Origin of the sequence: Rhodococcus chondri (assembly GCF_036327435.1) — a bacterium.
GTDB classification, from domain to species: Bacteria; Actinomycetota; Actinomycetes; order Mycobacteriales; family Mycobacteriaceae; genus Rhodococcus; species Rhodococcus chondri.
In genome coordinates, this window is the sequence record NZ_JAUZMZ010000010.1 from 11,525 (window position 1) to 38,116 (window position 26,592).

22 protein-coding genes and 2 pseudogenes are annotated in these 26,592 nt (G+C 66.8%); 9 read left to right on the forward strand and 15 right to left on the reverse strand.

Features of this window, described 5'->3' with window-relative positions:
* The first annotated feature begins 28 nt into the window (after window positions 1–28).
* Window positions 29–460, forward strand: a complete 432-nt coding sequence (locus Q8814_RS03285; protein ID WP_330150580.1) for a DoxX family protein — start codon at window positions 29–31, stop codon at window positions 458–460.
* On the opposite strand, the gene Q8814_RS03290 is transcribed toward Q8814_RS03285, so the two are convergent.
* The 4 genes from Q8814_RS03290 to Q8814_RS03305 all read right to left on the reverse strand — a co-directional run bounded on the left by Q8814_RS03290 (window position 438) and on the right by Q8814_RS03305 (window position 5,099).
* Window positions 438–2,318 (reverse strand): galactan 5-O-arabinofuranosyltransferase, encoded by a 1,881-nt coding sequence (locus Q8814_RS03290; protein ID WP_330150620.1) that lies wholly within the window; start codon window positions 2,316–2,318, stop codon window positions 438–440. The genes Q8814_RS03285 and Q8814_RS03290 overlap by 23 nt on opposite strands.
* Window positions 2,319–2,487: 169 nt before the next feature.
* Window positions 2,488–3,249, reverse strand: coding sequence for a decaprenylphospho-beta-D-erythro-pentofuranosid-2-ulose 2-reductase (locus Q8814_RS03295; protein ID WP_330150581.1), 762 nt, complete (start codon window positions 3,247–3,249; stop codon window positions 2,488–2,490).
* Window positions 3,249–4,673, reverse strand: coding sequence for an FAD-binding oxidoreductase (locus Q8814_RS03300; protein ID WP_330150582.1), 1,425 nt, complete (start codon window positions 4,671–4,673; stop codon window positions 3,249–3,251). Before Q8814_RS03300 ends, Q8814_RS03295 begins: the two co-directional genes overlap by 1 nt.
* 57 nt (window positions 4,674–4,730) lie before the next feature.
* Window positions 4,731–5,099, reverse strand: coding sequence for a VOC family protein (locus tag Q8814_RS03305; protein ID WP_330150584.1), 369 nt, complete (start codon window positions 5,097–5,099; stop codon window positions 4,731–4,733).
* A 71-nt stretch (window positions 5,100–5,170) separates the two neighbouring features.
* Here Q8814_RS03305 and Q8814_RS03310 point away from each other — a divergent pair, with 71 nt between their 5' ends.
* Entirely contained in the window at window positions 5,171–5,650 is a 480-nt protein-coding gene (locus Q8814_RS03310; protein WP_330150585.1) for a GtrA family protein, read from the forward strand.
* Between the two features lie 29 nt (window positions 5,651–5,679).
* Here the strand turns inward: Q8814_RS03310 and Q8814_RS03315 are convergent, their stop codons facing one another.
* From Q8814_RS03315 to rfbA, 3 genes are read right to left on the reverse strand one after another with little or no spacing between them, the layout of a single operon-like run.
* Window positions 5,680–6,153: a GtrA family protein gene (locus Q8814_RS03315; RefSeq protein ID WP_330150586.1), complete on the reverse strand. Its 474-nt coding sequence runs from the start codon at window positions 6,151–6,153 to the stop codon at window positions 5,680–5,682.
* Window positions 6,150–6,737, reverse strand: a complete 588-nt coding sequence (gene rfbC, locus Q8814_RS03320; RefSeq protein ID WP_330150587.1) for a dTDP-4-dehydrorhamnose 3,5-epimerase — start codon at window positions 6,735–6,737, stop codon at window positions 6,150–6,152. The genes Q8814_RS03315 and rfbC overlap by 4 nt, the downstream gene beginning before the upstream one ends.
* A gap of 1 nt (window position 6,738) precedes the next feature.
* Entirely contained in the window at window positions 6,739–7,611 is an 873-nt protein-coding gene (gene rfbA, locus Q8814_RS03325; RefSeq protein ID WP_330150588.1) for a glucose-1-phosphate thymidylyltransferase RfbA, read from the reverse strand.
* Between the two features lie 63 nt (window positions 7,612–7,674).
* Between rfbA and Q8814_RS03330 the strand changes: the two are divergent.
* Window positions 7,675–8,558 (forward strand): annotated as a pseudogene (locus Q8814_RS03330) (dTDP-glucose 4,6-dehydratase).
* Here Q8814_RS03330 and Q8814_RS03335 read toward each other — a convergent pair.
* Window positions 8,516–9,499, reverse strand: coding sequence for an NAD-dependent epimerase/dehydratase family protein (locus tag Q8814_RS03335; protein WP_330150589.1), 984 nt, complete (start codon window positions 9,497–9,499; stop codon window positions 8,516–8,518). The pseudogene Q8814_RS03330 and the gene Q8814_RS03335 overlap by 43 nt on opposite strands.
* Window positions 9,500–9,501: 2 nt before the next feature.
* On the reverse strand, window positions 9,502–10,545 hold the full coding sequence (locus Q8814_RS03340; RefSeq protein ID WP_330150590.1) for a glycosyltransferase: 1,044 nt from the start codon (window positions 10,543–10,545) through the stop codon (window positions 9,502–9,504).
* Window positions 10,546–10,666: 121 nt separating this feature from the next.
* On the opposite strand from Q8814_RS03340, the gene Q8814_RS03345 reads away from it, so the two are divergent.
* Window positions 10,667–11,506 (forward strand): glycosyltransferase family 2 protein, encoded by an 840-nt coding sequence (locus tag Q8814_RS03345; RefSeq protein WP_330150591.1) that lies wholly within the window; start codon window positions 10,667–10,669, stop codon window positions 11,504–11,506.
* Here Q8814_RS03345 and Q8814_RS03350 read toward each other — a convergent pair.
* Window positions 11,493–13,652, reverse strand: coding sequence for a hypothetical protein (locus tag Q8814_RS03350; protein ID WP_408015820.1), 2,160 nt, complete (start codon window positions 13,650–13,652; stop codon window positions 11,493–11,495). The two genes, Q8814_RS03345 and Q8814_RS03350, sit on opposite strands and share 14 nt — an antisense overlap.
* Window positions 13,653–14,160: 508 nt before the next feature.
* On the opposite strand from Q8814_RS03350, the gene Q8814_RS03355 reads away from it, so the two are divergent.
* On the forward strand, window positions 14,161–15,672 hold the full coding sequence (locus Q8814_RS03355) for a glycosyltransferase family 39 protein (RefSeq protein ID WP_330150593.1): 1,512 nt from the start codon (window positions 14,161–14,163) through the stop codon (window positions 15,670–15,672).
* 96 nt (window positions 15,673–15,768) lie between these two features.
* Here Q8814_RS03355 and wzm read toward each other — a convergent pair whose 3' ends face one another.
* Window positions 15,769–16,614 (reverse strand): galactan export ABC transporter permease subunit Wzm/RfbD, encoded by an 846-nt coding sequence (gene wzm, locus Q8814_RS03360; RefSeq protein ID WP_330150594.1) that lies wholly within the window; start codon window positions 16,612–16,614, stop codon window positions 15,769–15,771.
* Between the two features lie 126 nt (window positions 16,615–16,740).
* Here wzm and betT point away from each other — a divergent pair.
* The 3 genes and pseudogenes from betT to Q8814_RS03375 all read left to right on the forward strand — a co-directional run bounded on the left by betT (window position 16,741) and on the right by Q8814_RS03375 (window position 20,979).
* Window positions 16,741–19,009, forward strand: a pseudogene (gene betT, locus Q8814_RS03365) (choline BCCT transporter BetT).
* A 42-nt stretch (window positions 19,010–19,051) separates the two neighbouring features.
* The gene (locus Q8814_RS03370) at window positions 19,052–20,326 is read left to right on the forward strand and encodes an amidohydrolase (RefSeq protein WP_330150595.1); all 1,275 of its coding nucleotides are present in this window, start codon (window positions 19,052–19,054) and stop codon (window positions 20,324–20,326) included.
* Window positions 20,323–20,979 (forward strand): trimeric intracellular cation channel family protein, encoded by a 657-nt coding sequence (locus Q8814_RS03375; RefSeq protein WP_330150597.1) that lies wholly within the window; start codon window positions 20,323–20,325, stop codon window positions 20,977–20,979. The genes Q8814_RS03370 and Q8814_RS03375 overlap by 4 nt, the downstream gene beginning before the upstream one ends.
* 15 nt (window positions 20,980–20,994) lie before the next feature.
* On the opposite strand, the gene Q8814_RS03380 is transcribed toward Q8814_RS03375, so the two are convergent.
* The 4 genes from Q8814_RS03380 to Q8814_RS03395 all read right to left on the reverse strand — a co-directional run bounded on the left by Q8814_RS03380 (window position 20,995) and on the right by Q8814_RS03395 (window position 25,241).
* Window positions 20,995–22,776 carry an AMP-dependent synthetase/ligase gene (locus Q8814_RS03380; protein WP_330150598.1) on the reverse strand — a complete coding sequence of 594 codons (1,782 nt, stop codon included), beginning with the start codon at window positions 22,774–22,776 and terminating at the stop codon, window positions 20,995–20,997.
* A gap of 93 nt (window positions 22,777–22,869) precedes the next feature.
* Entirely contained in the window at window positions 22,870–23,760 is an 891-nt protein-coding gene (glfT1, locus tag Q8814_RS03385) for a galactofuranosyltransferase GlfT1 (protein ID WP_330150599.1), read from the reverse strand.
* Window positions 23,753–24,592, reverse strand: a complete 840-nt coding sequence (gene wzt / locus Q8814_RS03390) for a galactan export ABC transporter ATP-binding subunit Wzt/RfbE (protein WP_330150621.1) — start codon at window positions 24,590–24,592, stop codon at window positions 23,753–23,755. The genes glfT1 and wzt overlap by 8 nt, the downstream gene beginning before the upstream one ends.
* A gap of 82 nt (window positions 24,593–24,674) precedes the next feature.
* Window positions 24,675–25,241, reverse strand: coding sequence for a bacterial proteasome activator family protein (locus tag Q8814_RS03395; RefSeq protein ID WP_330150600.1), 567 nt, complete (start codon window positions 25,239–25,241; stop codon window positions 24,675–24,677).
* Between the two features lie 151 nt (window positions 25,242–25,392).
* Between Q8814_RS03395 and Q8814_RS03400 the strand changes: the two genes are divergently transcribed.
* Window positions 25,393–26,592 (forward strand): cysteine desulfurase-like protein, encoded by a 1,200-nt coding sequence (locus Q8814_RS03400; RefSeq protein ID WP_330150601.1) that lies wholly within the window; start codon window positions 25,393–25,395, stop codon window positions 26,590–26,592.

Here is a 26,592-nt window from a genome sequence, read left to right on the forward strand (position 1 = left end):
ACCACTGCTTCGACCTCGGGAGGCCGAAATGATTTCCACCGCTTCGATCCGTCACACGCACACCGACACCGCAGCGCCGCCGAAGGCCGCACGCCTCGCCGGACTGATCGTCAGCGGCCTGGTCGTCCTGTTCCTGCTCTTCGACTCGGTCATCCACATCATGAACACCTCGCAGGTGCGGGAAGCCATGGCCGATCTGGGTTTCGACCCGGGCCTGAACCGGGTGTTCGGCATCGTGCTGCTCATCTGCCTCATCGCGTACGTCGTGCCGGCCACCTCGATCCTCGGCGCGGTGCTGCTCACCGGATACCTCGGCGGCGCGGTCGCGACCAACCTGCTCACCGAGCAGCCGATCGTCAGCACCACCCTGTTCCCCATCTACACCGGCATCTTCGTGTGGGGCGGCCTGTGGCTCCGCGACCTCGGAGTCCGGAGGATCATGCCCCTGCGTCGCGCGTGACCACCACGAACGGTCCCGCCTCGGTGACGGTGAAACGCGGATCGTCGAACAGGTCCTTGGGGAAGGTGACCGTGTAGCGACGCACGTTCGGGTCGTTCGGGTATACATCCTCGGCCAAGCGCAGCGTGTAGCCCTCGGCGCCCTGTCGGAAGACGACGGCGTCGGGGGCCCGCCACTGCAGCGAGTCCCACGCCGCGAGCAGTTCGTCGGCGGACTCGAGCGCAGCCCACTCCTCGATCGCCGCGGCGCGACCCGGGAAATCGGCCAGCGGATTGGCGTAGTGCGACGTCAGACCCTGGAAGCCGAAGTACGGGTAGTAGGCGAGGAACGCGGTGTCGGCGGTGAGCACCACATGCTCGTCCCGCTCCGGGCCGAGCCGGGCCGTGAGGATCTCGTCGACTTCCGCGTAGTACGACGCGGCGCCGGCCGGTCGCTGATCGGCGCGCTGCCCGTCGCCGTCGGTGTCGGTGTAGGCGACGGTGATCTCGTTGGCGAGCACCTGCGGAATGTTCTGGGCGAACGCGACCGCGCCGAGCGCTCCCACCGCGACCAGGACTCGGCGCACCCGCGGATTGTCGCTGGTGGCGAGACTGATCCAGCGGGAGAAGTCGACGAACGCGAATGCACCCGCGGCGCCGAGCAGCACCAGCAGGATCACCTCGAGACGGAACGCGAGCAACGTGTTGCCGACGGCGGTCACGGCCATCGACGCCAGGAACCACACGTACACCGCGACCACACCGAGTCCGAGGGCCTGCGCGCGCCGTGACGAGGCGGCCCGCCCGATCAGCCACACGCTGCCGAGCAGGCACAGCAACCCGACCAGCGAGAGATGGAACATCGGCAGTGGCAGCCGCGCTCCCGCGTCGGGCAGGTAGTGCGTGGCCGTGCCGGAACCGGCCGTCGAACCGCCACTCGCCACCTCGAGGAGGAAGGGCGCCCACACGATCAGCGCAACCAGCATCGCGATCACCGCGATGGCGACGAACCGCACCAGCACCGGAACCGCGGCCCGCCACGACCCCGTTGCCCGCCGCGAGAGCACCGCCGCGGCCACGGCCATCACCGTCACCGCGAACGCGGCCAGACCCAGATACAAGGTGTAGAACGTGGCTGCCACGCCGAGGAACAGTCCGGTGCCGAGCACGGCACCCCACCCCTGCCGTGCGTGTTTTCGGTAGGCACCGCTACCGGAACCGCGCACCGGCATGAGAGCGCCCCACGCCAGCACGAGCGCCGGTGCGATCAACAGTGCGATCACCGCCCCGTACGGCTCCGGCGACCCGTACGCCAGCACGATCGCGGTGGTTGCGGTCGCGACCAGCACCGCCAGATCCGACCGCACGAGCTCCGACCACAGCACCAGCGCCAGCACCGCCGCGACCGCGAGCGACCCGATCGCGTACGGCTTGAACGCCTCCCAGCCATCCATCCCCAGCACGTTCGCGACGCGGCCGCCGATCCAGAACCAGCCTGCCGGGTAGAACGGCGGAACGTCCGCATACGTCATGTCGCGCAGTGCCGCGCTGTCCGTCAACCGGCTCAGGAAGGTGGTGCGGAACTCCTGATCGACGGAGATGCCGTGCAGATACAGGCGGGTCGCCGCGAGCGGCATCCCCAACGTCACCGTCACGAAACCCGACAGCGCGGCCCACGACAGCACGCGCGCACCCCAGACCCACCGGTGACGGCGCAGCAGGAAGACCGACAGCCCGAGCACGGCCAACGCGACGAACTGCAGCACCGTCGTCACGGCCTGCGTGACATTCGACGAATTGAATGCCGGCCACTGCACCTGCGCGAATGCGAACAGCCCGATCGCGGCCACCAGGGCAGCGACGACGACCGCGGCGAGCATCTGGGCCGCGGTGGCTGCGATCCGACGGAACGGGGCGACGGGCAGGGCTGGGGAGGTCGCGGGTGCGTCGGTCACGAGCCCCGAGCTTAGTGAACCGGCCACGGTGCAGACGACACTGCCGCGGCAGGCCGAGCCCGCCGCGGCAGCGACATCTTGTTCGAGAGGTGTTCTAGATCGGCAGCTTCCGGAAGATCGCGCGCGGGACGTGCCGCAGCACGACCATCACGTAGCGGAACGTGCCGGGCGCCCACACGATCTCTTTGCCCTTGTCGGACGCGGCGACCGCGAGCTTCGCGACGTCTTCCTTGTTCACGGTCAGCGGCGCCTCGTCGACGTGCGCGCTGAACTGGGTGCGCACCTGACCGGGGCGGACCACCGTGACGCGCGGACCGAACTTCGCCAGCGCCTCACCCAGACCCAGGTAGAAGCCGTCGAGGCCGGCCTTCGTGGAGCCGTAGACGAAGTTGGCGCGCTTGACGCGCTCACCGGCGACCGACGACATCGCGATGATCCGCCCGAAGCCCTGCGCCTTCATCTTCTCGCCGATCAGCACACCCACCGACACGGCTGCCGTGTAGTTCACGCCCACGACCTGCACGGCCTTGCGCTGGTTCTGCCAGAGCTCCTCGGAGTCGGCGTCGAGACCGAACGCGACGATGGCGACGTCGACGTCCCCGTCCTTCCAGGCGGTGTCGATCACCTGGGGGTGGCTGTCGGTGTCGAGCGCGTCGAAGTCGATGACGTCGACGGACGTCGCACCGGCAGCCTTGGCCTGGGCGACGGCGTCCTCCCGCCGCGGGTCGCCGGGCAGGGTAGCGAGGATCACCCGGGCGGGGGCCTTGCGCAGGTACTCCTCGACGATGGCCAGGCCGATCTCGGAGGTGCCACCGAGAAGCAGCAGTGTCTGGGGATTGCCGACGGCGTTGATCATCAGTGCAGTTCCAACCTTCTGGACATATCGGAGGCGAAGACGTTGGTGGGATCGACGGAGCGGCGCACCTTGAGCCACTCGTCGATGCGCGGGTACATGGAGTGGAACGTTTTCGCGTCGGTCCGCGAGTCCTTCGCAGTGTAGAGACGACCGCCGAATTCGAGGACACGCTTGTCGAGTTCGCGGACGAACTCGTTCAGGCCCGCCTTGATCGGGAAGTCGACGCAGACGTTCCAGCCCTTCATGGGAAAGCTCAGCGGCGCCTTGTTTCCCTCACCGAACAGCTTGAACACGTTGAGGAACGAGTAGTGCCCCGACCGCTGGATGTCGCGGATGATCTTCTTGAACTCGTCGACGGCCTCCGGCGGCACCACGAACTGGTACTGCAGGAACCCCTTGGAACCGTAGGCGCGGTTCCACTCACCGAACAGGTCGAGCGGGTGATAGAACTGCGTCAGGTTCTGGACCTGGCCGGTGGCGTTCTTCGTCTTGCGGTAGTACAGCTCGCCGACGATCGAGAAGTCGAACTTGTTCGCCAGACCGTTCGGGAAGATGTCGGGGAACGTCAGCAGGGGCTGCGCGGAGAAGCGCAGGGGATCCTTCTGCAGCTTCTTCGGCAGCTGATCGAGCTTGGCGAGCGAACCGCGCGACACAGCGGCGCGTCCGAGCTTGGGCGGTGCGGAGATCGCGTCGAACCAGGCGCTCGAGTAGTCGTAGTTCTCCTCGGAACCGTCGCTGTGCAGCGCAATGGTCTCGTCGAGGCTTGTGGTGCGCACGCTGTCGGCGATGAAGTACGCCGTCTCGGTGGGGGTCATCTCGATGGTCGCCCGCAGGATGATGCCGGTCAGGCCCATTCCGCCGACGGTCGCCCAGAACAGTTTCGCGTTGCGGCCGGTGGGCGTGCACGTGCGAACCTGACCGTCTGCGGTAAGGAGATCGATGGAGCGTACGTGGTTGCCGAAGCTGCCCGCGCTGTGGTGGTTCTTGCCGTGGATGTCGGAACCGATGGCGCCGCCGATGGTGACCTGGCGGGTGCCCGGCAGTACCGGCACCCACAGGCCGAACGGAAGCGCGGCGCGCATCAGTTGATCGAGGTCGACGCCGCCGTCCACCACGACGCGACCGGACTCGCGGTCGATGCTGTGGATCTTGTTCAGCGCCGTCATGTCGATGACGAGGCCGCCGGCGTTCTGGGCGGGGTCACCGTACGAGCGGCCGAGTCCGCGCGCGATGACACCGCGCCGCAGGTGGGTCGGCTTCGACTCGTTCTGCTCTGCAACCCGAGCGACCGCCGCAGCGATCAGCTCGACGTCGGGCGTGGACAGCACCTCAGCGGTGGTGGGCGCGGTACGCCCCCAGCCGGTCAGGGTGCGGGTCTGGGTTGGGAGCGGCTCGCTCGCCTGCTCTGCAGCTGTCGTAGACATCGAGGTAAAGGCTACCCGCGCCGACCGGCCACCCGGCAAGATGCCGTCGGTCACGCCTCACGACTTGGTGAGGATCTCCATGTTGTGGCGGTCCGGATCGGGCCAATACACACCGCGGCCACCGTCGCGGGTGTTGATCTGCCCAGGTTGCCGATGGATCGGGTCCGCCCAGTACCGCAGGCCCCGCGCGGTGATGCGCGCGAAGATCTCGTCGAACTCGGTTTCTCCGACGAGGAACGCGTAGTGCTGCGGGCGGATCGGACGGTCGTCCGCCATGAAATCGAGCGATACATGGTTGTCCACCTGCACCACATGGAACGGCCCGACCGCCTTCGGGGGCGCGAGTCCGAGAAGGTCCGCGAGGAAGCGCGCCGACGCTTCCGGGTCCGTCGCGTGGATGATGGTGTGGTCGAGTTGGATGGTCATGGACCCAGGTTGCAACCTCGAGTCCGCTCGAGGTCAAGGCCGATTCGGGTGCGGGCGTTACCCTCGACTCCGTGCCCGAACGCCACGACCACGTGCAGCCGCTGCCCGAACATCATGTTCCGCTGGCTCCCGAGCTGCCCTTGACCGATTCGACCGCCGACGAGGCGCTCGATCTGAAGACACAACTCGTGCGGTTCGTGCTGACGGGCGGACTGTCGGCGATCGTCGACTACGGCCTCTACGTGCTACTGATGGCCCTGGGTGTGACCCGCGACGGCGCGAAGGCGCTGTCGTTCGTCGCCGGCACGACCACCGCGTATCTCATCAACCGGCGCTGGACGTTCAAGGCCGAGCCGAGCCGCGCGCGCTTCGTCGCCGTGGTGATCTTGTACGCCGTGACCTTCGCTGCGCAGGTCGGCATCAACCGCATCCTCAACGAGTCGCTGGGCGACAACTGGTGGGTCACCCCGTTCGCGTTCGTCGTCGCGCAGGGCACCGCGACGGTCATCAACTTCGTCGTGCAGCGGGTCGTGATCTTCCGCATCCGCTGATCACGCCCGGTCGAGGCGCGATGAGTCGTTCAGCCGTGGTCGCTCCGACGGAAGGAGAAGTCCCGGTACCCGAAAAAGCTGGCCGTCGCGGTCACGACCGTGATCACGATCTGGGCGGGGATCGGGGGGAACCCGAGAACGGACACCGCCAGTGTCATGAGTGCGAGATTGATCAGGAATGCGCTCAGGTTCACTGTCACGAACCGCCACAGATCCCGCAGGTAATGGCCCCGCACACGGAACACCAGGTAGCGGTAAGTGGAGAAGGCGCACAGCACGTTGGAGGCGTAACCCGCCACGATCGCGAAGTGGTACCCGAGGGTGTCGCCCACTGCCAGCTGCCACACAATGAACCACGCGGTGCCCAGCGCGGTGTTGAACGCTCCCACCAGTAGGAACGCCACCGCCTGGTTCTTGAACAGGCGCATGAGCGGACCGGGCGCGCCCGACATCCCGCCCGGCGCGCCGACGGGATCAGGGGAGGACACCGGTTGAGCGCTCACCCGAGGTACCGCGGAAGCGATCCTGCAGTGACGGCGTCCGACAACGACGGTGCGGCCCGGTCCTTGTCCGAAAGCTCGTAGTGCAACGGTCGTCCGTCGCGACCGGTGGTGGGCCAGTCGATGCCGATCTGCGGGTCGAGGGGGTTGATCTCGTGTTCGCACTCGGGGTTGTAGGTGCTCGAGCACAGGTAGACGACGGTGGAGCCGTCGGCGAGGGAGCAGAACGCGTGCCCGAGACCCTCGGGCAGGTAGAGCGCGCGGCGATCGACGTCATCGAGCAGTACCGCGTCCCACTGCCCGAAGGTGGGAGAGCCCACACGCAGGTCCACGGCGACGTCGAGCACCGCACCGGCGACGCAGGTGACGTACTTGGCCTGCCCGGGTGGGACGTCGGCGTAGTGGATGCCGCGCAGTACCCCGGCGGCGGAGACCGAGCAGTTGGCCTGGGCCAGCTCGAGAGCGCCGCTGGTCGCGTCCGAGAAGGTGGGCTGTTTGAACCACTCGTAGAACACTCCGCGGTCGTCGCCGAACTGACGCGGGGTGATCTCGTAGGCGCCGGGGATCTTCAGTTCGCGGTACTGCACATCAGTGTCCTTCCCGGTCGAGCAGGTCGAGCAGGTAGCTGCCGTAGCCGGATTTGACCAGCGGCTCGGCCAGCGCGCGGAGATCGTCGTCGGTGATGAAACCGCGCCGCCACGCCACCTCTTCGGGGGCGCCGATCTTCAGGCCCTGACGTTGTTCGATGGTACGGACGTAGTTGGAGGCGTCGAGCAGCGAATCGAAGGTACCGGTGTCGAGCCAGGCGGTACCGCGCGGCAGCACCTCGACCTGGAGTGTGCCGGCCTCGAGGTAGGCGCGGTTGACGTCGGTGATCTCGTACTCGCCGCGGTCCGAGGGGCGGAGGTCGCGGGCGATGGCCACGACGTCGTTGTCGTAGAAGTACAGGCCCGGAACGACGTACGGCGACTTCGGGGTGACGGGTTTCTCCTCGAGCGACATGGCCCGGCCGTCGGAGTCGAACTCGATCACCCCGTAGGCGCTCGGGTCGGAGACTCGATAGGCGAACACCGCGCCGCCGTCCAGGTCGGCGAAACGGGTGAGCTGGGTGCCCAGGCGGGGACCGTAGAAGATGTTGTCGCCGAGGACGAGAGCCACCGAACTGTCCCCGATGTGCTCGGCGCCGAGGACGAACGCCTGGGCAAGCCCGTTCGGCTCCGGCTGCACCCGGTAGGTCAGGTTCACCCCGAACCGGGAGCCGTCACCGAGTAGCCGCTGGAACTGGGGGGCGTCCTCGACTGTGGTGATGACCAGGATGTCGCGGATCCCGGCGAGCATGAGGGTCGACAGGGGGTAATAGATCATCGGCTTGTCGTAGACAGGCACGAGTTGCTTGCTCACTCCGAGGGTGATCGGGTGCAGCCGCGACCCGGTCCCGCCGGCGAGAATGATTCCGCGCATGGCGAAAGTCTCCCATCCGGGTGGACTTGGGACGATGAATGCCCCGCTCGGCAGGGTTGCCACATGCGGTTGCTCGTTACCGGCGGTGCCGGTTTCATCGGCGCGAATTTCGTCCACCAGACCGTCGGCGACCGCCCCGACGTGCACGTGACCGTCCTCGACAAGCTCACCTACGCCGGTAACCTGGCCTCCCTCGATCGGGTCGCCGACAAGATCACCTTCGTCCACGGCGACGTCTCCGACGCCGACCTGGTGGTGCACTTCGCCGCCGAATCGCACAACGACAACTCCCTGACCGATCCGTCCCCGTTCGTGCACACCAACCTCATCGGCACCTTCACCCTGCTCGAGCACCCTGCTCGAGGCCGTACTCGTCGACCAAGGCCGGCTCCGATCTGCTGGTGCGTGCCTGGGTGCGCTCGTTCGGGGTGCGCGCGACCATCTCGAACTGCTCGAACAACTACGGCCCGTACCAGCATGTGGAGAAGTTCATCCCGCGCCAGATCACCAACGTGCTCACCGGGATCCGACCCAAGCTGTACGGCACCGGCACCAATGTGCGCGACTGGATCCACGTCGACGACCACAACAGCGCGGTGTGGACGATCATCGACAAGGGCCGGCTCGGCGAGACCTACCTGATCGGGGCCGACGGCGAGACCGACAACCGCACCGTCGTCGAAACCGTCCTCGAGCTGTCCGGGAAGAACAAAGACGAGTTCGACTTCGTCACCGACCGGCCCGGCCACGACCTGCGCTACGCGATCGACGCGAGCAGGCTGACCACCGAACTCGGCTGGCAGCCCCGCTACCGCGACTTCAGCTCCGGGCCGGAAGCCACCATCGACTGGTATCGCACCCACGAACAATGGTGGCGACCGCAGACGGACGCCACCGAACAGGCCTACGCCCGTTCTGGGGAACGGACGCTCGGACGTTCGGACTGAGGAGGTTCGGACCGGCCCATCGCGCGCCGCGTCGATTCCAGGGTGGCGGCGATCCCGGCCGGCAGGGGGCGATGACTGCGCCGGTCCAGGTCCGTCCACACTCGTGACCGCAGCCGCAGGTCCCGGCCCTGCACGGAGGCGAGCGGCGACGACGCCAGCACGACGTTGGGGCGACGGCGGAACACGGTCCGGCATGCGCCGAGGATCGCGCCGATCGTGACCGACCGCCCGGACGCGAAGATCTTGGTCGTCACACCGCCCGGCTCGGCGTCCGCTCGTGCAAGCGCGTCGGCGACCATCTCACCCGCGTCGGAGACGTACAGGTAGTCCCGCAGGGTGTCCATCGAGACGTAGATCGAGACCGGCCTCCCGGTGAGATAGCCGCGGCACAGGTGGGAGATGAGGCCCTGCGGCTTGGCGAGGTTCTGCCCCGGCCCGTACAGGTTCGCGAAGCGGCCGATCACCGCGGTGGCCCCGGTCTCCCGGGCGAACTCGGTGACGACGGACTCTGCCGCCAGCTTCGCGTGTCCGTAGAGACCGAGTGGAGCTGTGTGGCTGTACTCGGAGTGGGGCGCGCCCGGCGCGGCGGCGTAGACCCCACCGGCCGACGAGGAGTGGAACACCGTGCCCTGCTCGGCACTGCCTCCCGCCGCATGCGCAAGCCCGGCGAGCACGTCGCGCAGCATCGCATTCTCGACAGCGAACGCCTGCTCGGTCGTTCCGTTCACGCCGGCGCCGGCGCACCACGCCACCCGCCAGCGACCGCCGCCGGCGGTGGAGACGAACCGATGGGCGTCGTCGAGCAGTACCGCGCGCGCCTGCGCAGGATCGTCCCACGGCACGACGCTCGTGGTCACCGGGACATCGCGGCGGTGCAACTCCCGGCCGACCCAGGAACCGAGCAGTCCACCGCTGCCGACGACCCACGTTGGCGTCGGCACGGCTAGGCGCTCCGGAACGACTCGAGATCGGGATACCGCTGCGTGCGAGCCAGCGGACCGGAGCCCGGGTCGCTGACGATCAGGTAGAGCGGTTTGCCCATCGCCGTCTTCACCGCGACTCCGACGTACTCGGCGATGACCCCGAGGGAGAACAGGACGGCGCCGAATCCCAGCAGCAGGATGACCGTCGTCGAGGCCCAGCCCTGTACCGGGAAGCGATCGCCGACGAACAGGTAGGACAGCAGCACCCAGGCCGCCCACAGGAGCCCGCCGAGGGACAGAACCACGCCCAGCATGCTCACCATCCGCAGACCCTTGGTGCCGCTCGACAGCACCATCCGCCAGAAGTGCGACATCAGACTCCGGATCCGGTAACCGGACGCGCGTCCCTGTTCCTCGCGCAGCGCGACAGGACTCGTGCTGACCTTGCCGGCTATCCAGCCGAGGGCGACGTCGAGATACGCCTCGGAACCCGCATACGCGGCCAAGGAACGTCCCACCTCGCCGAGCATCAGCCGGAAACTCTGGTAGTCGGGGCTGTGCGGCACGGACAGCGCCCGGGCCAGTATCCACTTGGCGCCCTTGGATGCGACGTTGCGCAGTGGACCGTGTGGGGCCGCATTCGTCGGTTTCGCGTACACGACGGTCGCATGCTCGTCGAGCGCGGTGTCGAGGAGACCGCCGATGGCGGTGGGGTCGTGCTGACCGTCTTCGTCGAGGGTGACGATCCACTCGCCACCGCTCGAGGCGATGCCCGCGAGTGTCGCCGGATGCTGGCCGAAGTTCCTGCTGAGCCAGACTCCGGCGACGAAGGGGTATTTCTCGGTCAGCTCGCGGATGACCCGGGCCGAGTCGTCGGGGCCGTTGTCGTGGACGAGCAGGACCTCCTCGACCACCATGGGACGCCCGCCGGGCGTCAGAGTGACCTCTGTCCACGGAACGATCTGTTCGAGCAGGCCTCCCAGCGTGTATTCGCCCTGGTAGACCGGCACGACGATCGAGACGCGGTGGGGCCTGCCCACCTGCGGCCGATCGTCGCTGCTCACAAACCGGGAGTTTATACGCGGACGGGGCTTGTTTCCGGTACGCGGTGCGCCGATGTACGGTGGCGCCGTCAATCGGTCGGCCACCACGTCGGGCGTGTTTTCGAGAATGGGATGATCAGCAGTGACGAGACCGAAACTCTCCGTGGTCATTCCGGCCTACAACAACGCCGAGTTCATCGACGCGACCGTCGAGTCGGTACTCGGTCAGGATTTCGACGATTTCGAGCTGATCGTCGCCGATCACAGCTCCACCGACGGCACCGCGGAACTTCTCGGCAAGTACGCCTCCGATCCTCGGGTGACTCTGCACACAACCCCGGCCGGTGGCGGTGCGCCCCGGAACTGGCAGCGTGTGACAGCAGAGGCCACGGGGGAGTACATCAAGCTCGTCTGCGGAGACGACCTGCTGTACCCGGGCGCACTGTCGACCCAGGTGGAAGCCCTGGACGCCCATCCGTCAGCGGTGGCGGTGGCATCGCGGCGGGACATTCTCGACGCGCGGGGCACGAGGATGATCGCGGGCCGCGGGCTCCAAGGACTGTCGGGACTGGTGCCCGGTGCGACGGCGATCCGGCGAACCGTACGGCTGGGCACCAACGTGTTCGGCGAACCGATGTGCGTGACCCTGCGCCGCGAGACCCTCGAGCGCGTCGGCGGGTGGGACGGCCGGTTTCCGTATCTGATCGACATGGCCTCCTACACGAAGGTGCTGTTCCACGGCGACCTCTACGCTCTCAGGGACGTGGTCGGAGGATTTCGGGTCAGCGCCGGCCAATGGAGTGTCGCGCTCGTGGCCGAGCAGGCCCGGCAGGCGAAGGCCTACCACCGTTGGGTCGCCGAACAGCGTCCGGACGACATCGGGGCGGCCGACGTGTGGCAGGGGGATCGCCGCGCGGAACTGACCGCGATCCAGCGCCGGCTCTTCTACACGGTGTTCCGGTCGCGGCTCAACCCACGGTAGCCGTCGGCACAGGCACCATCTCGGCCTCGTCCGAGCGGTCCCGCCGAACCTTGCGTCGCTGCAGCAGGTACAGCACCTGCATGACGGCGGCGCCGGCGAGCCCGAGGCCCAGGCCGGCGAGACCGACGTCCTGGCCCGGCGGAGTCCAGCTCACCGCCAGCTCGCCGTTCTCCGTGCCGGCAGGAATGTCCACCGCGAGGAACATCTTGTCCACCGAGCGTGGTTCCAGCGTGCGCCCATCGAGCGTGGCCGTGTAACCGGGCCAGTTCAGGCGGGCGAAGACGACCCGCCCCCCGTCCACCGACTCGACGCGCACCCGGCTCGTCGCGTACCCCTCGGAGACCGTGGTGGCAGCGACGCCATCGGCGAACGCTATGCGCCCGTTGCGGCCGCTGATCGGTCCGTCGGCTCGTTCCAGGATCACCGCATCCACGGCGTCCGCGGACCCGGGCGGGGACTGCACCCAGCGCCAGCCCGGTGGAGGCATCTGTGAGTCCGCGTCCGGGTACTGCCGGCGCTGCAGCACCACGCGGTCGATGAGCATGAGATCCACATATGTTCGTCCGGTGCTCGGTTCGACGGCGAACGCGGCGTCGAACGCGTCGGTGCAGCTCGATCCGTCGTGCCGCATGCACAAGTGGACCGCGAACTCCTCGAAACCGATGGGCGTGTACGCGTTGACATACGTCTCGTCGAGGGACTTGGCGAAATTGCCGAACACAAGGGAGCGATAGACGCCCTCGGGGTTCGCGGTCCACGACAGCACCTCTGCGCGGTCCGCGAGTTGCAGCGTGGTGCCCGGCCGGTCCGGGAAGTTCGCCTTCGCGACCGACTGGCGAGCAGGCAGGTCCCATGCGAGGGGGTGCGGCGTCGTCGAAGCCACCTGGAAGTACGCCACCGGCAACGCCGAGAGCATCAGGATCGATACGACGGCCCCCTCGCGAGCGCGGCTCGCCGCCCACAACACGAGCGCACCGACGAGGAGAGCGGCGCCGGCCCACAGCAGGTGACGGTTCATGAACTCCGGGGACGAGGACCCCGAGCGCAGGGCCATCAGCAGCACCAGCGTGGCCGCCGCGCCGGCCCGCACCCGGATGTTGTGCAGCGTGCCGTGGCGGCCGACCAGGACGCACACCACCACCAGGGCCGCGAGGGCGAACATCGGCAGGAGCCGGGCCGGCCAGCGTAGTGGCCCCATGACGCTCGGTCCGGCCGTCGCCATCAGCATCGCGAGGAGGAAGATCAGGGCACCGGACAGTCCCCGCACCGACCGGTGCACCGCCTTCCAGTCGACGAAGGCCAGCGCCGGCACCACAAACCAGGCGATGTAGGTGACCGGGAACGGCTGCACCTCGCCGAACCAGGCCTCGATGCCGGGCAACGCGGACGGAATACCCGAGTTCAACGTGTCCGACCACGGTGCGGTCAGGAAGTTGTCGTTGTCGAAACCCTGGTCGGAGCGCCACGTGACGGAGTTGGACAGCATGCCGGGCAAGTAGGTGATCAACCCGCCCGCGGCTGCGCAGAGCGCGACGACCGCCAGCCGGAGAGAGGGACGCCACGACCGCTGCGCAAGCCGTTCACCGAACATCAGGCAGCCCGTGAGTATCGCCGCTACGAGCGCGGGAAAGACGTAGCCGACGCTGATGGCGAGGTACAGGAACGCAAACGTCGGCAGGGGGCCCGAGCGCCCGCGCAGGTAGCGCAATGCACTCGCCCACGCCTGGGCCACCCATGCCGAGCCGGTGAGAGCCGTGACCCATGTCGCCTGGTCGTAGAACAGGGCGAAGCCGGTGAACGGGACCGCTGCGCCGGCCACCGCGGCCCACGGTGCGCGAGCGCCGTACTCCAGGCAGATCCGGTACACGCCCAGCGCCAACACGACGGAGAAAGCCCACTTCACGCCTGTTGCCAGCAGAACCATGTTGTCCACGGACGGCGCGATCAGATTGACCAGTAACTGCGGCGGATTCCAGAGGCCACCCTGCCCCTCGACGGGGTAGTTGCCGGCCATCCAATGTTCCGGGACCAGGCTCGGGAGCTGTCCGGTGCGCAGGATCCTGCCGAGCATGATCCAGTTCGGCGCCGCGCCCGATTCGGTGTCGTCGGTGTAGAACCACCGATCGTCGGCGGCAAGTATCACCATGTAGACGGCCGACACGGCCAAGACCACCACGCAACCCCAGCCCCAGCGCTGCCGGAGCGGCGTCGCCGTGAGGGCTGTGGGGGAGGTCACATGTGCTCCATAGGTCGGGGACAGGGTTGGCCAGGCAGCCAAGAATAACGAGGATGGGCCGGACGGCGAGCAATTGGGTGCGAGCAGAAGTTCCTACACGTCGCATCCCGGTTTGGTGACAAACTCGGCTCGACATGTCGCGAACTGCATCGTCGACAAGGGCACGTTGAAAGCAGGATATCCCCGTCGACGCCGACTACAACAAGTGGTGGCTGGTGTCCGATTCCGTAGGAGGACGTGAAAATGTCGGCTCCTCACCGCACCGGTTTTCCAGAAGCCGGTCCGTCGCGCTGCTCCGGCGCGGTATGCGCGTTGCAGGCCTTGAAGCAGGACACCCTCGCTCGGTCCGAGGGTGAGTGAGGCGATGTCGGAGCTGACCAGCCGAGAGAACCGGGCCCACCGGTACGGGAAACGGCCGATGGCCCATCGGACCACTGTGTGCGCGCAGGATGCTGTCCTCATCACATTGCTGGGTTCGATCGTCGCCGCAGTGGGCACGTGGCGACCCTCTTTCTGGTACGACGAACTCGCCACGCTCTCGGTGTCGCTCCGCTCCCGCGCCGACCTGGACAGAGTGCTCGGCAACGTCGATGTCGTCCACGGGTTGTACTACGTCTCGATGCGGTATTGGTTCGGACTGTTCGGCGCCTCGGAGTTCTCGGCCAGGTTGCCGAGTGCCCTGGCTGTCGGAGTCGCGGCGGGCGGCGTGGTCGTGCTGGGCCAGAGGCTCGGGAGCCGACGGCTGGGTCTGCTCGCCGGAGTCGTCTTCCTACTGCTGCCGCGTGTGACGTGGGCTGCGGTCGAGGCCCGCAGTTATGCGCCGTCCGCGGCCGCCGCAGTGTGGCTGACCGTACTGCTCCTCGTTGCCTGCCGGTCGGGACGGTTGCGATGGTGGGCGGTCTACGCCGCCGTGCTCGCGCTGTCCGTGGTGCTGTTCCTCTACACGGTCGCGCTGATTCCGGCCCATCTGATCGCCGTGGCGCTCCGCGGTGACCTACGTGGGCGTGGCCTCGCGTGGCTCGGAGCTGCCCTGACGGGATTCGTAGCGGCCTCACCGCTCGTTCTGGAGGCGTTTGCACAGGCGGGACAGACGTCGTGGATTCCGCCGCTCGATCGCAACCTGCCGCGGATCATATGGGAGTACCAGTGGTTCGTGGGAGCCCCGTGGTTCGCGGTGGCATTCACGGTGTTGATTACCGGCGGTGTTGCCGTCCGTCCGGAGGCGAAGGTGGCCCCACAGCGCCGCGGTGTCCTCACGACGGCCGTCCCATGGATCCTTGTGCCGATGGTGATGCTGGGCGGGTACTCGCTCGTCGCGTCCCCGGTCTATCTGGACCGATATCTCACGTTCACGACACCGGCGGTGGCGCTGATCGGTGCGGCTGCGATCATGGCCGTCGCCGTGAGGACGTGGGCGATCGCCGGTGTCACCGGCGCGCTGGTGCTGCTGACGGTGCCGTCGTTCGTTGAGCAGCGCTCCGAGTGGTCCGACCCGAGCGGCATGGACTTCAGCACCGTCAACGACTACGTCGCGGGCCGGTTGGAACCGGGTGACTGCGTGCTGTTCGGCGGTGCGGCATGGAATCCGGCCTCGCAACGGCTGGTGTCGACTGCTCGGCCGGAGACCTTCGCAGGGACCCGCGATCTGGGGCTGGGGCGCACGGCGGCCGTCGAAGGATGGCTTTGGGACGAGAACCTCCCGTTCCAGGCTGTCGCGGGACGGTTGCCCACGTGCGAGGTGGTGTGGTTCTTCGCGGACGCCGAGCGGATGACCGAACAGCGGATTTACCACACGTCGAATCAGTGGTGGACGCTCCCGCCGCATCGGTTCGAGTGGACCCCGGAGTACGCCGGGCTCGTGAATGCCGGGTTCCGAATGGACGAGCGCCAGCAGTTCAATGTCAGTCAGGCAATTCGTTTCGTGCGCTGACCTGATCACCGCAACTGCACGATGACCTCGCCGAACACCGAGAGGGTTCCGGCTACCAGTCGTTCCCCGAGCAGTTCGAGCAGGCCGAAACCCGTCTCAGACCCAGTAGGCGACGCGGGAGCGGTAGTTGCGCATCGCGAGCAGCGCCAGACCCCAGCCGAGCACCGTGATCACCAGGACGATGATCCAGTGGTAGAGCTGCTGGTCGCCACCGAGCAGTGGGGTGCGGACGATGTCGAGGAAGTGGTACAGCGGGTTGATCTCGGCGATCCTGGCGCGGCTCTCGTTGCCGGTGCCGGCGAGGGTCTCCTCGGTCCAGATGATCGGCGTCATGAAGAACAGCAGTTGCACGATGCTGCCGAGCAGCGGCGCGATGTCGCGGTAGCGGGTGGCGAGGATGCCGAACACCAGCGACACCCACACCGCGTTGATCGCGATCAGAAAGAGTGCCGGAATCGCTGCCAACGCCGTCCAGTGCAACGTTCGCGGGAACACGATGAGAATGCCGACATAGATGACGATGTTGTGCGCGAACAAGATCATTTGTCGCCAGACCAGCCGGTATACATGCACGCTCAGAGGCGTCGGCAGCTGTTTGATCAGGCCTTCGTTGGACATGAAGACGTCTGCGCCCTCGAGAATCGAACCGCTGATCAGGTTCCAGATGATGAAACCGAGCGCGACGTACGGCAGAAACGTGGGAACGTCGAGGTTGAACAACGTGCCGTACAGCACGCCCATCGCGATCGCCGAGACGCCGGTCGCGATGGTGATCCAGAACGGGCCTAGCACCGACCGGCGGTAGCGCTGCTTGATGTCCTGCCAGCCGAGAAGCAACCACAACTCGCGGTGACCGAAGCCGTCGCGCAGGTCGTGGAACGCACGACGGAACGTCCGCGAGGACGATTCGAGGAGTTCGTCGTCTAGGGAGGGAGCTGACACAGCGACCGAGCCTACCCGCGGCAGAGGATCGCCTGTTCCGGTGGTCGTGGCTCACTCCGGAGCTGATCGGGAGGTTTTCGTCTGCGCGGGACTACGGTGGTTCGGTCCCAGAAGGAAGGAGTGCTGGTGACCGACGAAGAAGAGGGCCGGCATACCGACAAGGAATTCCCCCCAGCCCGGATCGAACGCAGGCAATTCGGAGTGCCCGACCGACGCAGGGAGCCCGAGGCCGACGAAAACCGTCCGCCCATCTCGGGCGTGGAGCTGAGCAAGGGGCCGACCGAGCTGGCTGAGCATCGCGGACCCCGGATCAACTGGCGCGTCTTCCTCATCGCGGCGGCGATCGTCCTCGTCTTCTCCATCTGGGCAATCGTGATGCCTTCTCGAGCGGCCGAGACCATGGACACGGCCGTCACGTGGATCGCCACGAACCTCGGCTGGTTCTACGTCCTGACGGTCACCTTGGTCATCCTCTTCGTTCTCTGGGTCGCGCTGTCGAAGGAAGGGAGCGTCCGGCTCGGACCGGATCATTCGCGTCCCCAGTACAACCTGTTCACATGGGGGGCCATGCTCTTTGCTGCCGGGGTGGGCATCGACATGCTCTTCTATTCGGTCACCGGACCGATCACCCAATACATATCCCCGCCGTCGGCCTCTCCGCAATCCGTGGAGGCAACACAGGACGCAGTGGTCTGGACGATGTTCCCCTACGGCATCGCCGGCTGGTCCATGTACGCACTGTTGGGCATGGCCATGGGATATTTCGCCTATCGCTGGGGCATGCCCCTGTCGATCCGGGCGGCTCTCTACCCGCTGCTCGGCAAACGAGTGCGCGGAGCGACCGGCGACATCATCGACATCTTCGCCCTCGTCGGAACGGTCTTCGGCGTCGCGACCTCGATGGGAATCGGCGTCGTGCTGCTCAACGTCGGGTTCGCCACCCTGTTCGGATTACCGGAGGGCCTCGCGCTGCAGATCGCGCTGGTTCTCGTCGCGGTCCTCATGACCGTTGCGGCGTGCACGTCCGGTATAGACCGGGGGATCCGCCTCGTTTCGGAGCTCAACCTGTGGGCCGCCGGCGCGATGATGCTGTACATCCTTGTCACCGGCGAGACCGCGTTCCTGCTCAACGCGATGGTCGAGAACATCGGCCGCTTCGTTCTCACCCTTCCCGAACGAACACTCCAGACCTTCGCCTACGAGGAGGACGGCTCGGCATGGATGGCCGGCTGGACACTGTTCTTCTGGGCGTTCTGGCTGGCATGGGGGCCGTTCGTGGGGACTGTTCCTCGCCCGGATCTCCCGCGGACGAACGCTGCGTGAATTCGTCATCGCGGCCATCACCGCCCCGGTACTCTGCGATTTCTTCATCGTGTCGCTCTTCGGAAACAGCGCCATGCGGAAGGTCCTCGGCGGCAACGACGGGTTCGCACAGCAGGCCATCGACAGTCCCGAACACGGTTGGTACGCGCTGCTCGAGATGTTTCCGGGCGCGACATTTCTCATCGGTTTGGCGACCCTGTCCGGCCTGCTGTTCTATCTCACCAGCGCAAACTCCGGGGCCATGGTGATGTCCAACTTCTCGTCGTCGATACCCGACCCCGCGGTGGACGGCGCGAAGTGGCTCCGGATCTTCTGGGCACTGGTCACCGCGGTCCTCACGGTCGCCATGCTTGTTGCGGGCGGCGTGACGACCATGGAGTACGCGACCCTCATCTTCGCCTTGCCGGTGACGATCATCGCTTATCTCGTCATGGCTTCGTTCTCCAAGGTCCTGAGGATGGAGCGGGCCGAGCGCGAAGGGCGGATGCTGCGCCGTCGAACGGCAGCCGTGCACGGTGGGCAGACGCCCGAGAAGACATGGCGACAGCGATTGGGCGGCTTGCGGTCCTATCCGACGAACAAGGCGGTGGCGCGATTCGCGGAACGGGTGATCCACCCGGCCCTGCGCGAAGTTGCGGACGAGTTCAACGAACTCGGGTACCGAGCGGACCTCACCGTCACACCGGACGAGGAGACCGGCATCGATGCACACACGCTCCTCGTCGATATGGAGGAGCATCGTGACTTCCAGTACCAGGTCGCGGGAGTCGAGGCGCCGGTACCGATGTTCGGTGGCCGAAGCATGGCTCGAGAAATCGACGTCTACTACCGGCTGGAAGTGTTCACCCAGACCGGGTCGGAGGGCTACGACCTCATGGGATCGACCGAACAGAAGATGATCAACGACGTCCTGGACCACTACGAGGCCCACCTCGGGTTCCTCCCATATTCCTCCGAACACGACTACGCGTCGACACTGACTCCTCCGAGGCTTGCAGGCCCGGAGGAAGTCTCGCAGATCCCCGAGGTCGCCGACGACGTCGAAAGGATCGACAGCGACCCCGACCGGTGAGCCGGGGGGCACACTGGAGTGCACGTCTCGGGAGGAAAGTGCATGACAATTTCGGCAGCACCGTCCGTACTGCAGCGGCTCGACGGGATTCGCGACCGGCAGGAGGAGTTCTACCGCGACCTGCACGCTCATCCGGAACTGTCGCATCAGGAGACACGGACGGCCGCTGCCGTTGCCGAGTGGCTCGGGGCGCTCGGGTGCGAGGTGCACACCGGCGTGGGTGGCACCGGCGTCGTGGGGATCGTGCACAACGGCGACGGCCCGTCGGTGCTGTTGCGTGCCGACATGGACGCTCTCCCGGTCCGGGAGGAAACCGGCCTGCCGTATGCCGCGGCGGTGACGGCAACCGGTACGGACGGCACCGAGGTGCCGGTCATGCACGCGTGCGGCCACGACGTCCACGTTGCCTGCCTACTGGGGGCGGTCGAACTGCTCGCGCGCGGCACCGGCGACTGGCACGGCACGCTGGTCGCCGTCTTCCAGCCCGCAGAGGAGGTGGCAGACGGAGCCCGGACCATGGTGGACGACGGTCTCGCCGAGATCGTCGGAAAGGTCGACGTCGCCCTCTGCCAGCACGTGCTCGCACTCCCGGCGGGAACTATCGGCACCCGGAGCGGCGCGGTGTTGTCCGCCGCCGACAGCATGCGAATCACAGTCCACGGCCGCGGCGCACACGGATCGATGCCACAGGCGTCGATCGATCCGGTCGTTCTCGCAGCCATGATCGTGATTCGGCTGCAGACCGTGATCTCCCGCGAGACACGACCCGGCGAGCCGGCGGTACTCACCGTCGGCAGTGTGCAGGCCGGGACGAAGAGCAACGTCATTCCCGACCACGCGACCATCCTGCTCAACATCCGCACGTACGACGAGGACATCCGATCCGGGATTCTCGATGCCATCGAACGGATCGTCAGGGCGGAATGCGAGTCGTCCCGGTCGCCGCGGCCACCCGAATTCGAGTTGTTCGACCAGTATCCCGCGACCGACAACGACCCGGAGGTCACCGAGACGGTCGCGGCCGCATTCGCCGAATATTTCGGCGCCGACGCCGGCGAACTTCCCCTCCAGACCGCGAGCGAGGACTTCAGCGACCTGCCGCGCGCACTCGGAATTCCCTACACCTACTGGGGTATCGGTGGCATCGAACCCGAGTTGTACAGGCAGGCGGCCGTCGCGGGTCGCGTCGCGCAGGACATTCCCGTCAACCATTCGGCGAGCTTCGCGCCGGTGCTGCAACCCACGCTCGACACCGGAACTGCGGCACTGATCGTCGCGGCGCTGGCGTACCTGACGGGTGGCGGTACACCGAGGTGACCACCGGTAGTACGTTGCTGCTCGTACTCGACCTTGCAGGCGTTTTCGCGTTCGCGCTCAACGGAGCGCTCACCGCGGTCCGCGTCACCCGAATCGACATCGTCGGCGTCGTGACGCTCGGGATGACCACCGCGCTCGGTGGCGGCATCATCCGCGACATCATCATCGACGACCTGCCGCCCGCGACGTTCAGCGACTGGCGCTACCTCGCGGTCGCTGCGGTGGGCAGTCTCCTTGCGTTCTTCGGCAGCAAGCTGGAACCACTGTCGAAACCCATCACCGTTTTCGACGCGCTGGGTCTGAGCCTGTTCGCGGTGACGGGCGCGGCCAAGGCGCTGGATTTCGGGCTCGGCCCGATGCAGGCCGTCATCCTCGGCACGATCACCGGCGTGGGTGGTGGGACGGTGCGCGACGTGCTCATCGGTCGGGTGCCGGTCGTGTTGAGCAGCGAGCTCTACGCGATTCCCGCGATGGTTGCGGCCACCGTCATCGTCGTCTGCATGAGTCTCGATGTACCGAAGCTACCGGCGGCACTCGGTGCTGCGACGTTGTGCTTCGTCATCCGGATGATCGGTGTCCGATACGGTCTCAACGCTCCCGGGCCACGCGGATTCGACGGCCCGGACCCACCGGAGAAGCGTGCCTCCTCGTGAGCCGGCGAATGCGTGTCATCCGGCAGCGTAGAGCCCGTCGATCTCCTCCGCGTACTTGGCGTCGATCGGCCTGCGCTTGAGCTTCATCGTGGGCGTCAACTCGTCGCCCGATGGTTCCCAGACGGTGGAGAGCACCGAGTATTTCTTGATCTGCTCGACCCGCGACAGTTTCGTATTCGCTTCCTGCACACACTTTTCGATGAAGTCGAGGACGACGGGGTGCTGGGCGAGTTCTTCATGCGTGCCGGTCAGTCCGTGTTGTTCGGCGAAAGCGGCCAGGCCGTCGGGGTCGAGGGCGAGCAGCGCGACGTTGTAGGGACGGTCGTTGCCGATGGCGACGGCGCCGCCGAGCATCGGGCACGCGGCGCGTAGTGCACCCTCGATGTTGGCCGGCGACATGTTCTTTCCGGCCGCGTTGACGATGAGTTCCTTCTTGCGGTCGATCAGACGGAGGTAACCGTCGGCGTCGATCTCGGCGATGTCGCCGGTGTGCAGCCATCCGTCCCGGTCGATGGTGTCGGCGGTCTTCTCGGGATCGTTGCGGTATCCGTGCATGAGCAGTGGGCCGGCGACGAGGAGTTCGCCGTCTTCGGCCAGCTTGACCTGCGCGTTGGGCACCACCTGCCCGACTGTCCCGATCCGGATGGCATCGGGCCGGTTCATGGTGACCACACACGACGTCTCCGACATGCCCCACACCTCGGAGCACGGGATGCCAAGGGCGAGAACGAATTCGAGGACTTCGGGTGAGATCGCGGCTGCGCCGGTGACGGCGACGCGCACCTGGTCCAGACCCAGCTTGGCCCGGATCGACGAGAGCACCAGCTTGTCGGCGACGGCGTGCTGCACCTCGAGCGACTTGGGAACCGGCTTACCATCGGACTGCAACCGGGCGCGTTTGCGTCCGACATCGATCGCCCACAGGGCGAGCTTCTTCTTCACCGGGCTGGATTCCTCGGCGAGGGTCTTGTCGATTGCGGCTTTGAGCTTGTACCAGACCTGCGGAACGGCACCGAACAGTGTGGGCCGCACGCTCGGCAGCACAGCGATCGCCTGTTTGAGGTCGTCGAGCGTCGTGATCTGCATGCCCGTGTAGATGCTCGAATAGTGCGAGCCCCACCTGTTCGCGATGTGCGCGTCGGGCAGGTAGGAGACGATCCGGTCGTCGGGACCGGTCTTCAGGATTGTGCTGGTCGACTCGATCTCGGTGATGAGGTTCGCATGAGTGAGTTCGACGCCTTTGGGAGGCCCGGTGGTGCCGGACGTGTAGATCAGGGTGAGCAGGTCGGACGGTTGCACGGCCTTCCACGTCGCCTCGAAGTCGAACGACGGGTCGGCGGCGGCCTCCACGTCGTCGAGCGACAACGTGCCCTCGGGTTTCGCGTCGATGCACACCAGATGCTCGACCTTCGTGTCGCCGAGTGCCTTCCGCAGCACGGGAACGAACTGTTCCTCGCAGATCATCACCCGGTTGCCGGCGTTGCCGAGCACATAGGTGATCTGCTCGGCGGTCAGCGAGTTGTAGATGGAGAACGGCACTGCGCCCAGGTGCATCGCGGCGGTATCGACGAGGTGGAATTCGGGGCGGTTCGTCAGCATGATCCCGACGGTGTCGCCGTGCTGTACACCGAGACCTGCGAGGCCCGCGGCGAGCGACCGAACCTTGTCGGAGTACTGCCGCCACGTGTACCGGACCGAGTCGTCCGGGGTGCGCAACGCAATGTTGTCGGGATACGCGGACGCGGTGGCCCGAAACGCAGCGCAGAGGGTGGACGGTGAGTCGAGACGAGATGTCATCGCAGGCTCCCAGTGAGGCGGTGGCGGCAAGTGTAGGACGAAGCGCCGACGCCCGTGAGCGGTTTTCGAGATCTCTCGGTGAGGTTCCCTGCGTCAGGGACGCTCGAACTTTTCCTCGCGTCCGAGTTTGCGCAACCGCACCCACTCGCGCAGCCCCGCGGGGTCCCGGCGTGTGATCAGGAAGTACCACCCGAAGCGAATCCACTCTTGGGGCAACAACTTCCGCAGTCCCGGCTGGGACAGCAGATACCCGCGGTTGCGGTAGGTGAAGTAGCGCTTGGTCTCGTTGTCGGGGAACTGGGTGTGCATGCGACCGCCGAGGATCGGCTTGAACTCGTCGGCGCCGTCCGGATGCAGATATGCGGTTTGCAGGCAGGTGCCGAACGGCAGACCCGAGCGCACGAGCCGGCGATGCACCTCCACTTCGTCGCCGCGCACGAACAACCGCAGGTCCGGCACGCCCACGGCGTCGATCGCGGCGGCAGTGAACAGTGCACCGTTGAACAGCGACGCGATCCCGGGCAGCAGGTCCTCCTCGCCGAGTTCGTGACGCCACCGTCGCCACACCACCCCGCGGCGCAGCGGAAACGCCAACCGGCCGGGCTCGTCGATGTCGCAGACGACCGGCGACACCTCCGCGAGATTGTTGCGCCGCGCACAGTCCAGCAGCGTCGCGAGAACGTCGGGGCCTTCCGGCCGGCCGTCGTCGTCGGCGAGCCACACCCGGTCCGCTCCCAGCGACAGTGCGTACAGGATGCCGAGCGCGAAACCGCCCGCGCCGCCCAGATTGTGCTTGGAACCGAGGTAGGTGGTGGGCAGGTCGACGGCCTCGACGAGCTCACGCACCGCGCTCTCGTCGGCGTTGTCGACGACGACGAGATGATCGAGCGGACGGGTCTGCGCCGACAGGACCTTCAGCGATGCGGCGAGTAGTTCACGTCGACGGTGGGTGACGACGACACCGATGATGCGTTCGTCAGCCACCGTTCGAGCCCGTCGCAGCTGCGGCGCCGGAACCGGCCTGGGCGGCGCGTTCACGTTCGAGTTCCTCGAGCACCTTGCGGACGTGGTCTCCCGCCTCGTTGCCTTCGTATGCGCGCACCACGTGCTCGATGTCGCCCTCTTCGCGGATCCGGCCGTGATCGATCCACATGGCCTGGTCGCACAGCTGGGCGAGGAACTCGTTGGAGTGGCTGGCGAACACGAGGATGCCGGAACGCGCGACGAGCGCCTGCAGCCGCACGCGCGCCTTCTTCATGAAGTCGGCGTCGACTGCGCCGATGCCCTCGTCGAGCAGCAGAATCTCCGGGTCGATGCTCGTGACGACACCCAGCGCCACCCGCACCCGCATGCCGGTCGAGTAGGTGCGCAGGGGCATCTGCAGGTAGTCGCCGAGTTCGGTGAACTCGGCGATCTCGTCGACCTTCGCGAGCATCTGCTTGCGGGACATGCCGAGGAACATGCCTCGGATCAGGATGTTCTCGTAACCGGAGATCTCGGGGTCCATCCCGACACCGAGGTCGAAGACGGGCGCCACCCGGCCGCGCACGCGGGCGGCGCCGCGAGTCGGCTCGTAGATGCCCGACAGCAACCGGAGCAATGTGGATTTACCGGCACCGTTGTGCCCGACGAGCCCGACGCGGTCGCCCTCCTTCAACGACATGGTGATGTCGCGGAGTGCTTCGACGACGACAACGTCCGAGCTGTTGCGGCCGATCGCGCCACCGGCCCTGCCGAGGAACGCCTTCTTCAGAGACCGAGTCTTCGCGTCGAAGATCGGGAAGTCGACGCACGCGTTGCGGGTTTCGATGCTCACATGGCTCACGAGGCTGCTCCTGAAGCTGACACGAGTTCCGAGCCTACCGGGCGGCCCGACGCGACCACGTCGGGCGCGTGCCCTACAGGTACTGGCCGGTGCCGTGCTGGCCACGGCCCTGCTGCTCGGAGCCCGGACCGCCGAGACCGGGAGGCAGGGCGCCTTGACGCATCTGCTCGAGCTGGGCGCGTGCGGCCATCTGCTGGGCGAACAGTGCGGTCTGGATGCCGTGGAACAGTCCTTCGAGCCAGCCGACGAGCTGGGCCTGTGCGATCCGTAGTTCCGCATCGGACGGCACGGAGTCCTCGCTGAACGGCAGCGCCAGGCGCTCGAGTTCTTCGCGGAGTTCGGGGGCGAGGCCCTGTTCGAGTTCCTGGATGGACGAGTGATGGATCTCCTTGAGGCGGGTGCGGCTCGCATCGTCGAGGGGCGCGGCCTTCACCTCCTCGAGGAGTTGCTTGATCATGGTTCCGATCCGCATGACCTTCGCGGGCTGCTCGACCATGCCGGTCAGTGGATCGGCGGGGTTCTCCGCGTTCTCGCTCGTCTGCTCGGAACGAGCGTCGGCGGGGGCTTCGGGTCGGGGCACCTGGACGGGGTTGCCGTCCGGGCCGATCACGAGAACGGTGTTCTTGTCCGGTTGGGTCATAACTACATAGTGTCCCTTCACATCGGGTATCGCCGCCGCAGCGGGGGACTGTGCGGAATGTCGCTGGTTCGGGTTCGAGCGTACCCACCGGTTTCGCGCTTCCCCGGGCGTGGGCGACCGTCGATTGACACCGGGATTTAGAGTGTCACGCATGGCTTACGACGTTGCCCGGATTCGGGGGTTGATCCCCTCGCTCGGCGACGGATGGATTCATCTCGATCCACAGGCGGGTATGCAGATCCCCGACGCGGTGTCGCGCACGGTGTCCACTGCGTTCCGCAACGCCGCCTCCTCCGCCTCCGGACGGCACATCTCGTCCCGTCGAAGCGCGGTGATCCTCGACAACGCACGCAACGCTGTTGCCGAACTGGTCGGCGGCGACCCCGCGGGTGTCGTGCTGGGCTCCAGCCACGCGGTGCTGTTGGCCTGGCTGGCGGAGGCGCTGAGCTCGCGGCTCGGTCTCGGCACGGGCATGGTGCTTTCGCGACTCGACGACGAAGCCAATATCGCGCCGTGGTTGCGCGTCGCCAGCCGCTACGGCGCCCAGGTGCGATGGGCCGAGGTCGAGATCGAAACGTGCGATCTCCCCGCGTGGCAGTACGAGGAGCTGATCACCCCCACGACCCGGCTCGTGGCGTTGTCGGCCGCATCGTCCGTCGTCGGTTCTGCTCCGGATGTGAGGATCGTGTCCGACCTCATCCACGAGGTGGGTGGACTCATGGTGGTCGACGCCGCCGGCGCCGCTCCGTACGCGCACGTCGACATCAGCGATCTCGGAGCCGACATTCTCACCGTCGACGCCGCCGCGTGGGGTGGCCCACAGGTCGGTGCGCTGGTCTTCGCCGATCCGTCGCACCTCGACCGTATTCCCGCGCTGTCGCTCGACCCGCATGCCCGCGGACCCGAGCGGCTCGAGGTGGGTGGGCACCAATACGCGTTGCTTGCCGGTGTCGCGACCTCGATCGATTTCCTCGCGGCGCTCGACGACGACGCCACCGGCAGCCGACGCGAGCGGCTCGAGGCGTCGATCAGTTCGATGCAGGACTATCAGGACCGGTTGTTCGACCGGCTCATGCGTCAGCTCGACAGCCTGACGGGCGTCATCGTGCTCGGCCGGGCCCCCAGCCGTGTCCCCACGCTCAGCTTCACCGTCGACGGCGTGCCCGCCGAGAAGGTCACCGGGCATCTGGCCGACCGTCGCATCGCGACCGTCGCCAGTGCCCGCGGAACGAGCCGGTTGCTCGATTCGCTGGGGGTGAGCGACGAGGGCGGCGCCGTCAGCGTCGGTCTCGCGCCCTACACCACCTCTTTCGAGATCGACCAGCTCGTCCGCGAACTCCGGAACCTGTGA

Coding starts and splice junctions, on each gene's coding strand:
- Q8814_RS03285 (WP_330150580.1), top strand. CDS start 29: ATGATTTCCACCGCTTCGATCCGTCACACGCACACCGACACCGCAGCG.
- Q8814_RS03290 (WP_330150620.1), bottom strand. CDS start 2,318: ATGCTCGCCGCGGTCGTCGTCGCTGCCCTGGTGGCCGCGATCGGGCTG.
- Q8814_RS03295 (WP_330150581.1), bottom strand. CDS start 3,249: ATGATCAACGCCGTCGGCAATCCCCAGACACTGCTGCTTCTCGGTGGC.
- Q8814_RS03300 (WP_330150582.1), bottom strand. CDS start 4,673: ATGTCTACGACAGCTGCAGAGCAGGCGAGCGAGCCGCTCCCAACCCAG.
- Q8814_RS03305 (WP_330150584.1), bottom strand. CDS start 5,099: ATGACCATCCAACTCGACCACACCATCATCCACGCGACGGACCCGGAA.
- rfbA (WP_330150588.1), bottom strand. CDS start 7,611: ATGCGCGGAATCATTCTCGCCGGCGGGACCGGGTCGCGGCTGCACCCG.
- Q8814_RS03350 (WP_408015820.1), bottom strand. CDS start 13,652: ATGGTGATACTTGCCGCCGACGATCGGTGGTTCTACACCGACGACACC.
- Q8814_RS03355 (WP_330150593.1), top strand. CDS start 14,161: ATGGCCCATCGGACCACTGTGTGCGCGCAGGATGCTGTCCTCATCACA.
- Q8814_RS03370 (WP_330150595.1), top strand. CDS start 19,052: ATGACAATTTCGGCAGCACCGTCCGTACTGCAGCGGCTCGACGGGATT.
- Q8814_RS03380 (WP_330150598.1), bottom strand. CDS start 22,776: ATGACATCTCGTCTCGACTCACCGTCCACCCTCTGCGCTGCGTTTCGG.
- Q8814_RS03395 (WP_330150600.1), bottom strand. CDS start 25,241: ATGACCCAACCGGACAAGAACACCGTTCTCGTGATCGGCCCGGACGGC.
- Q8814_RS03400 (WP_330150601.1), top strand. CDS start 25,393: ATGGCTTACGACGTTGCCCGGATTCGGGGGTTGATCCCCTCGCTCGGC.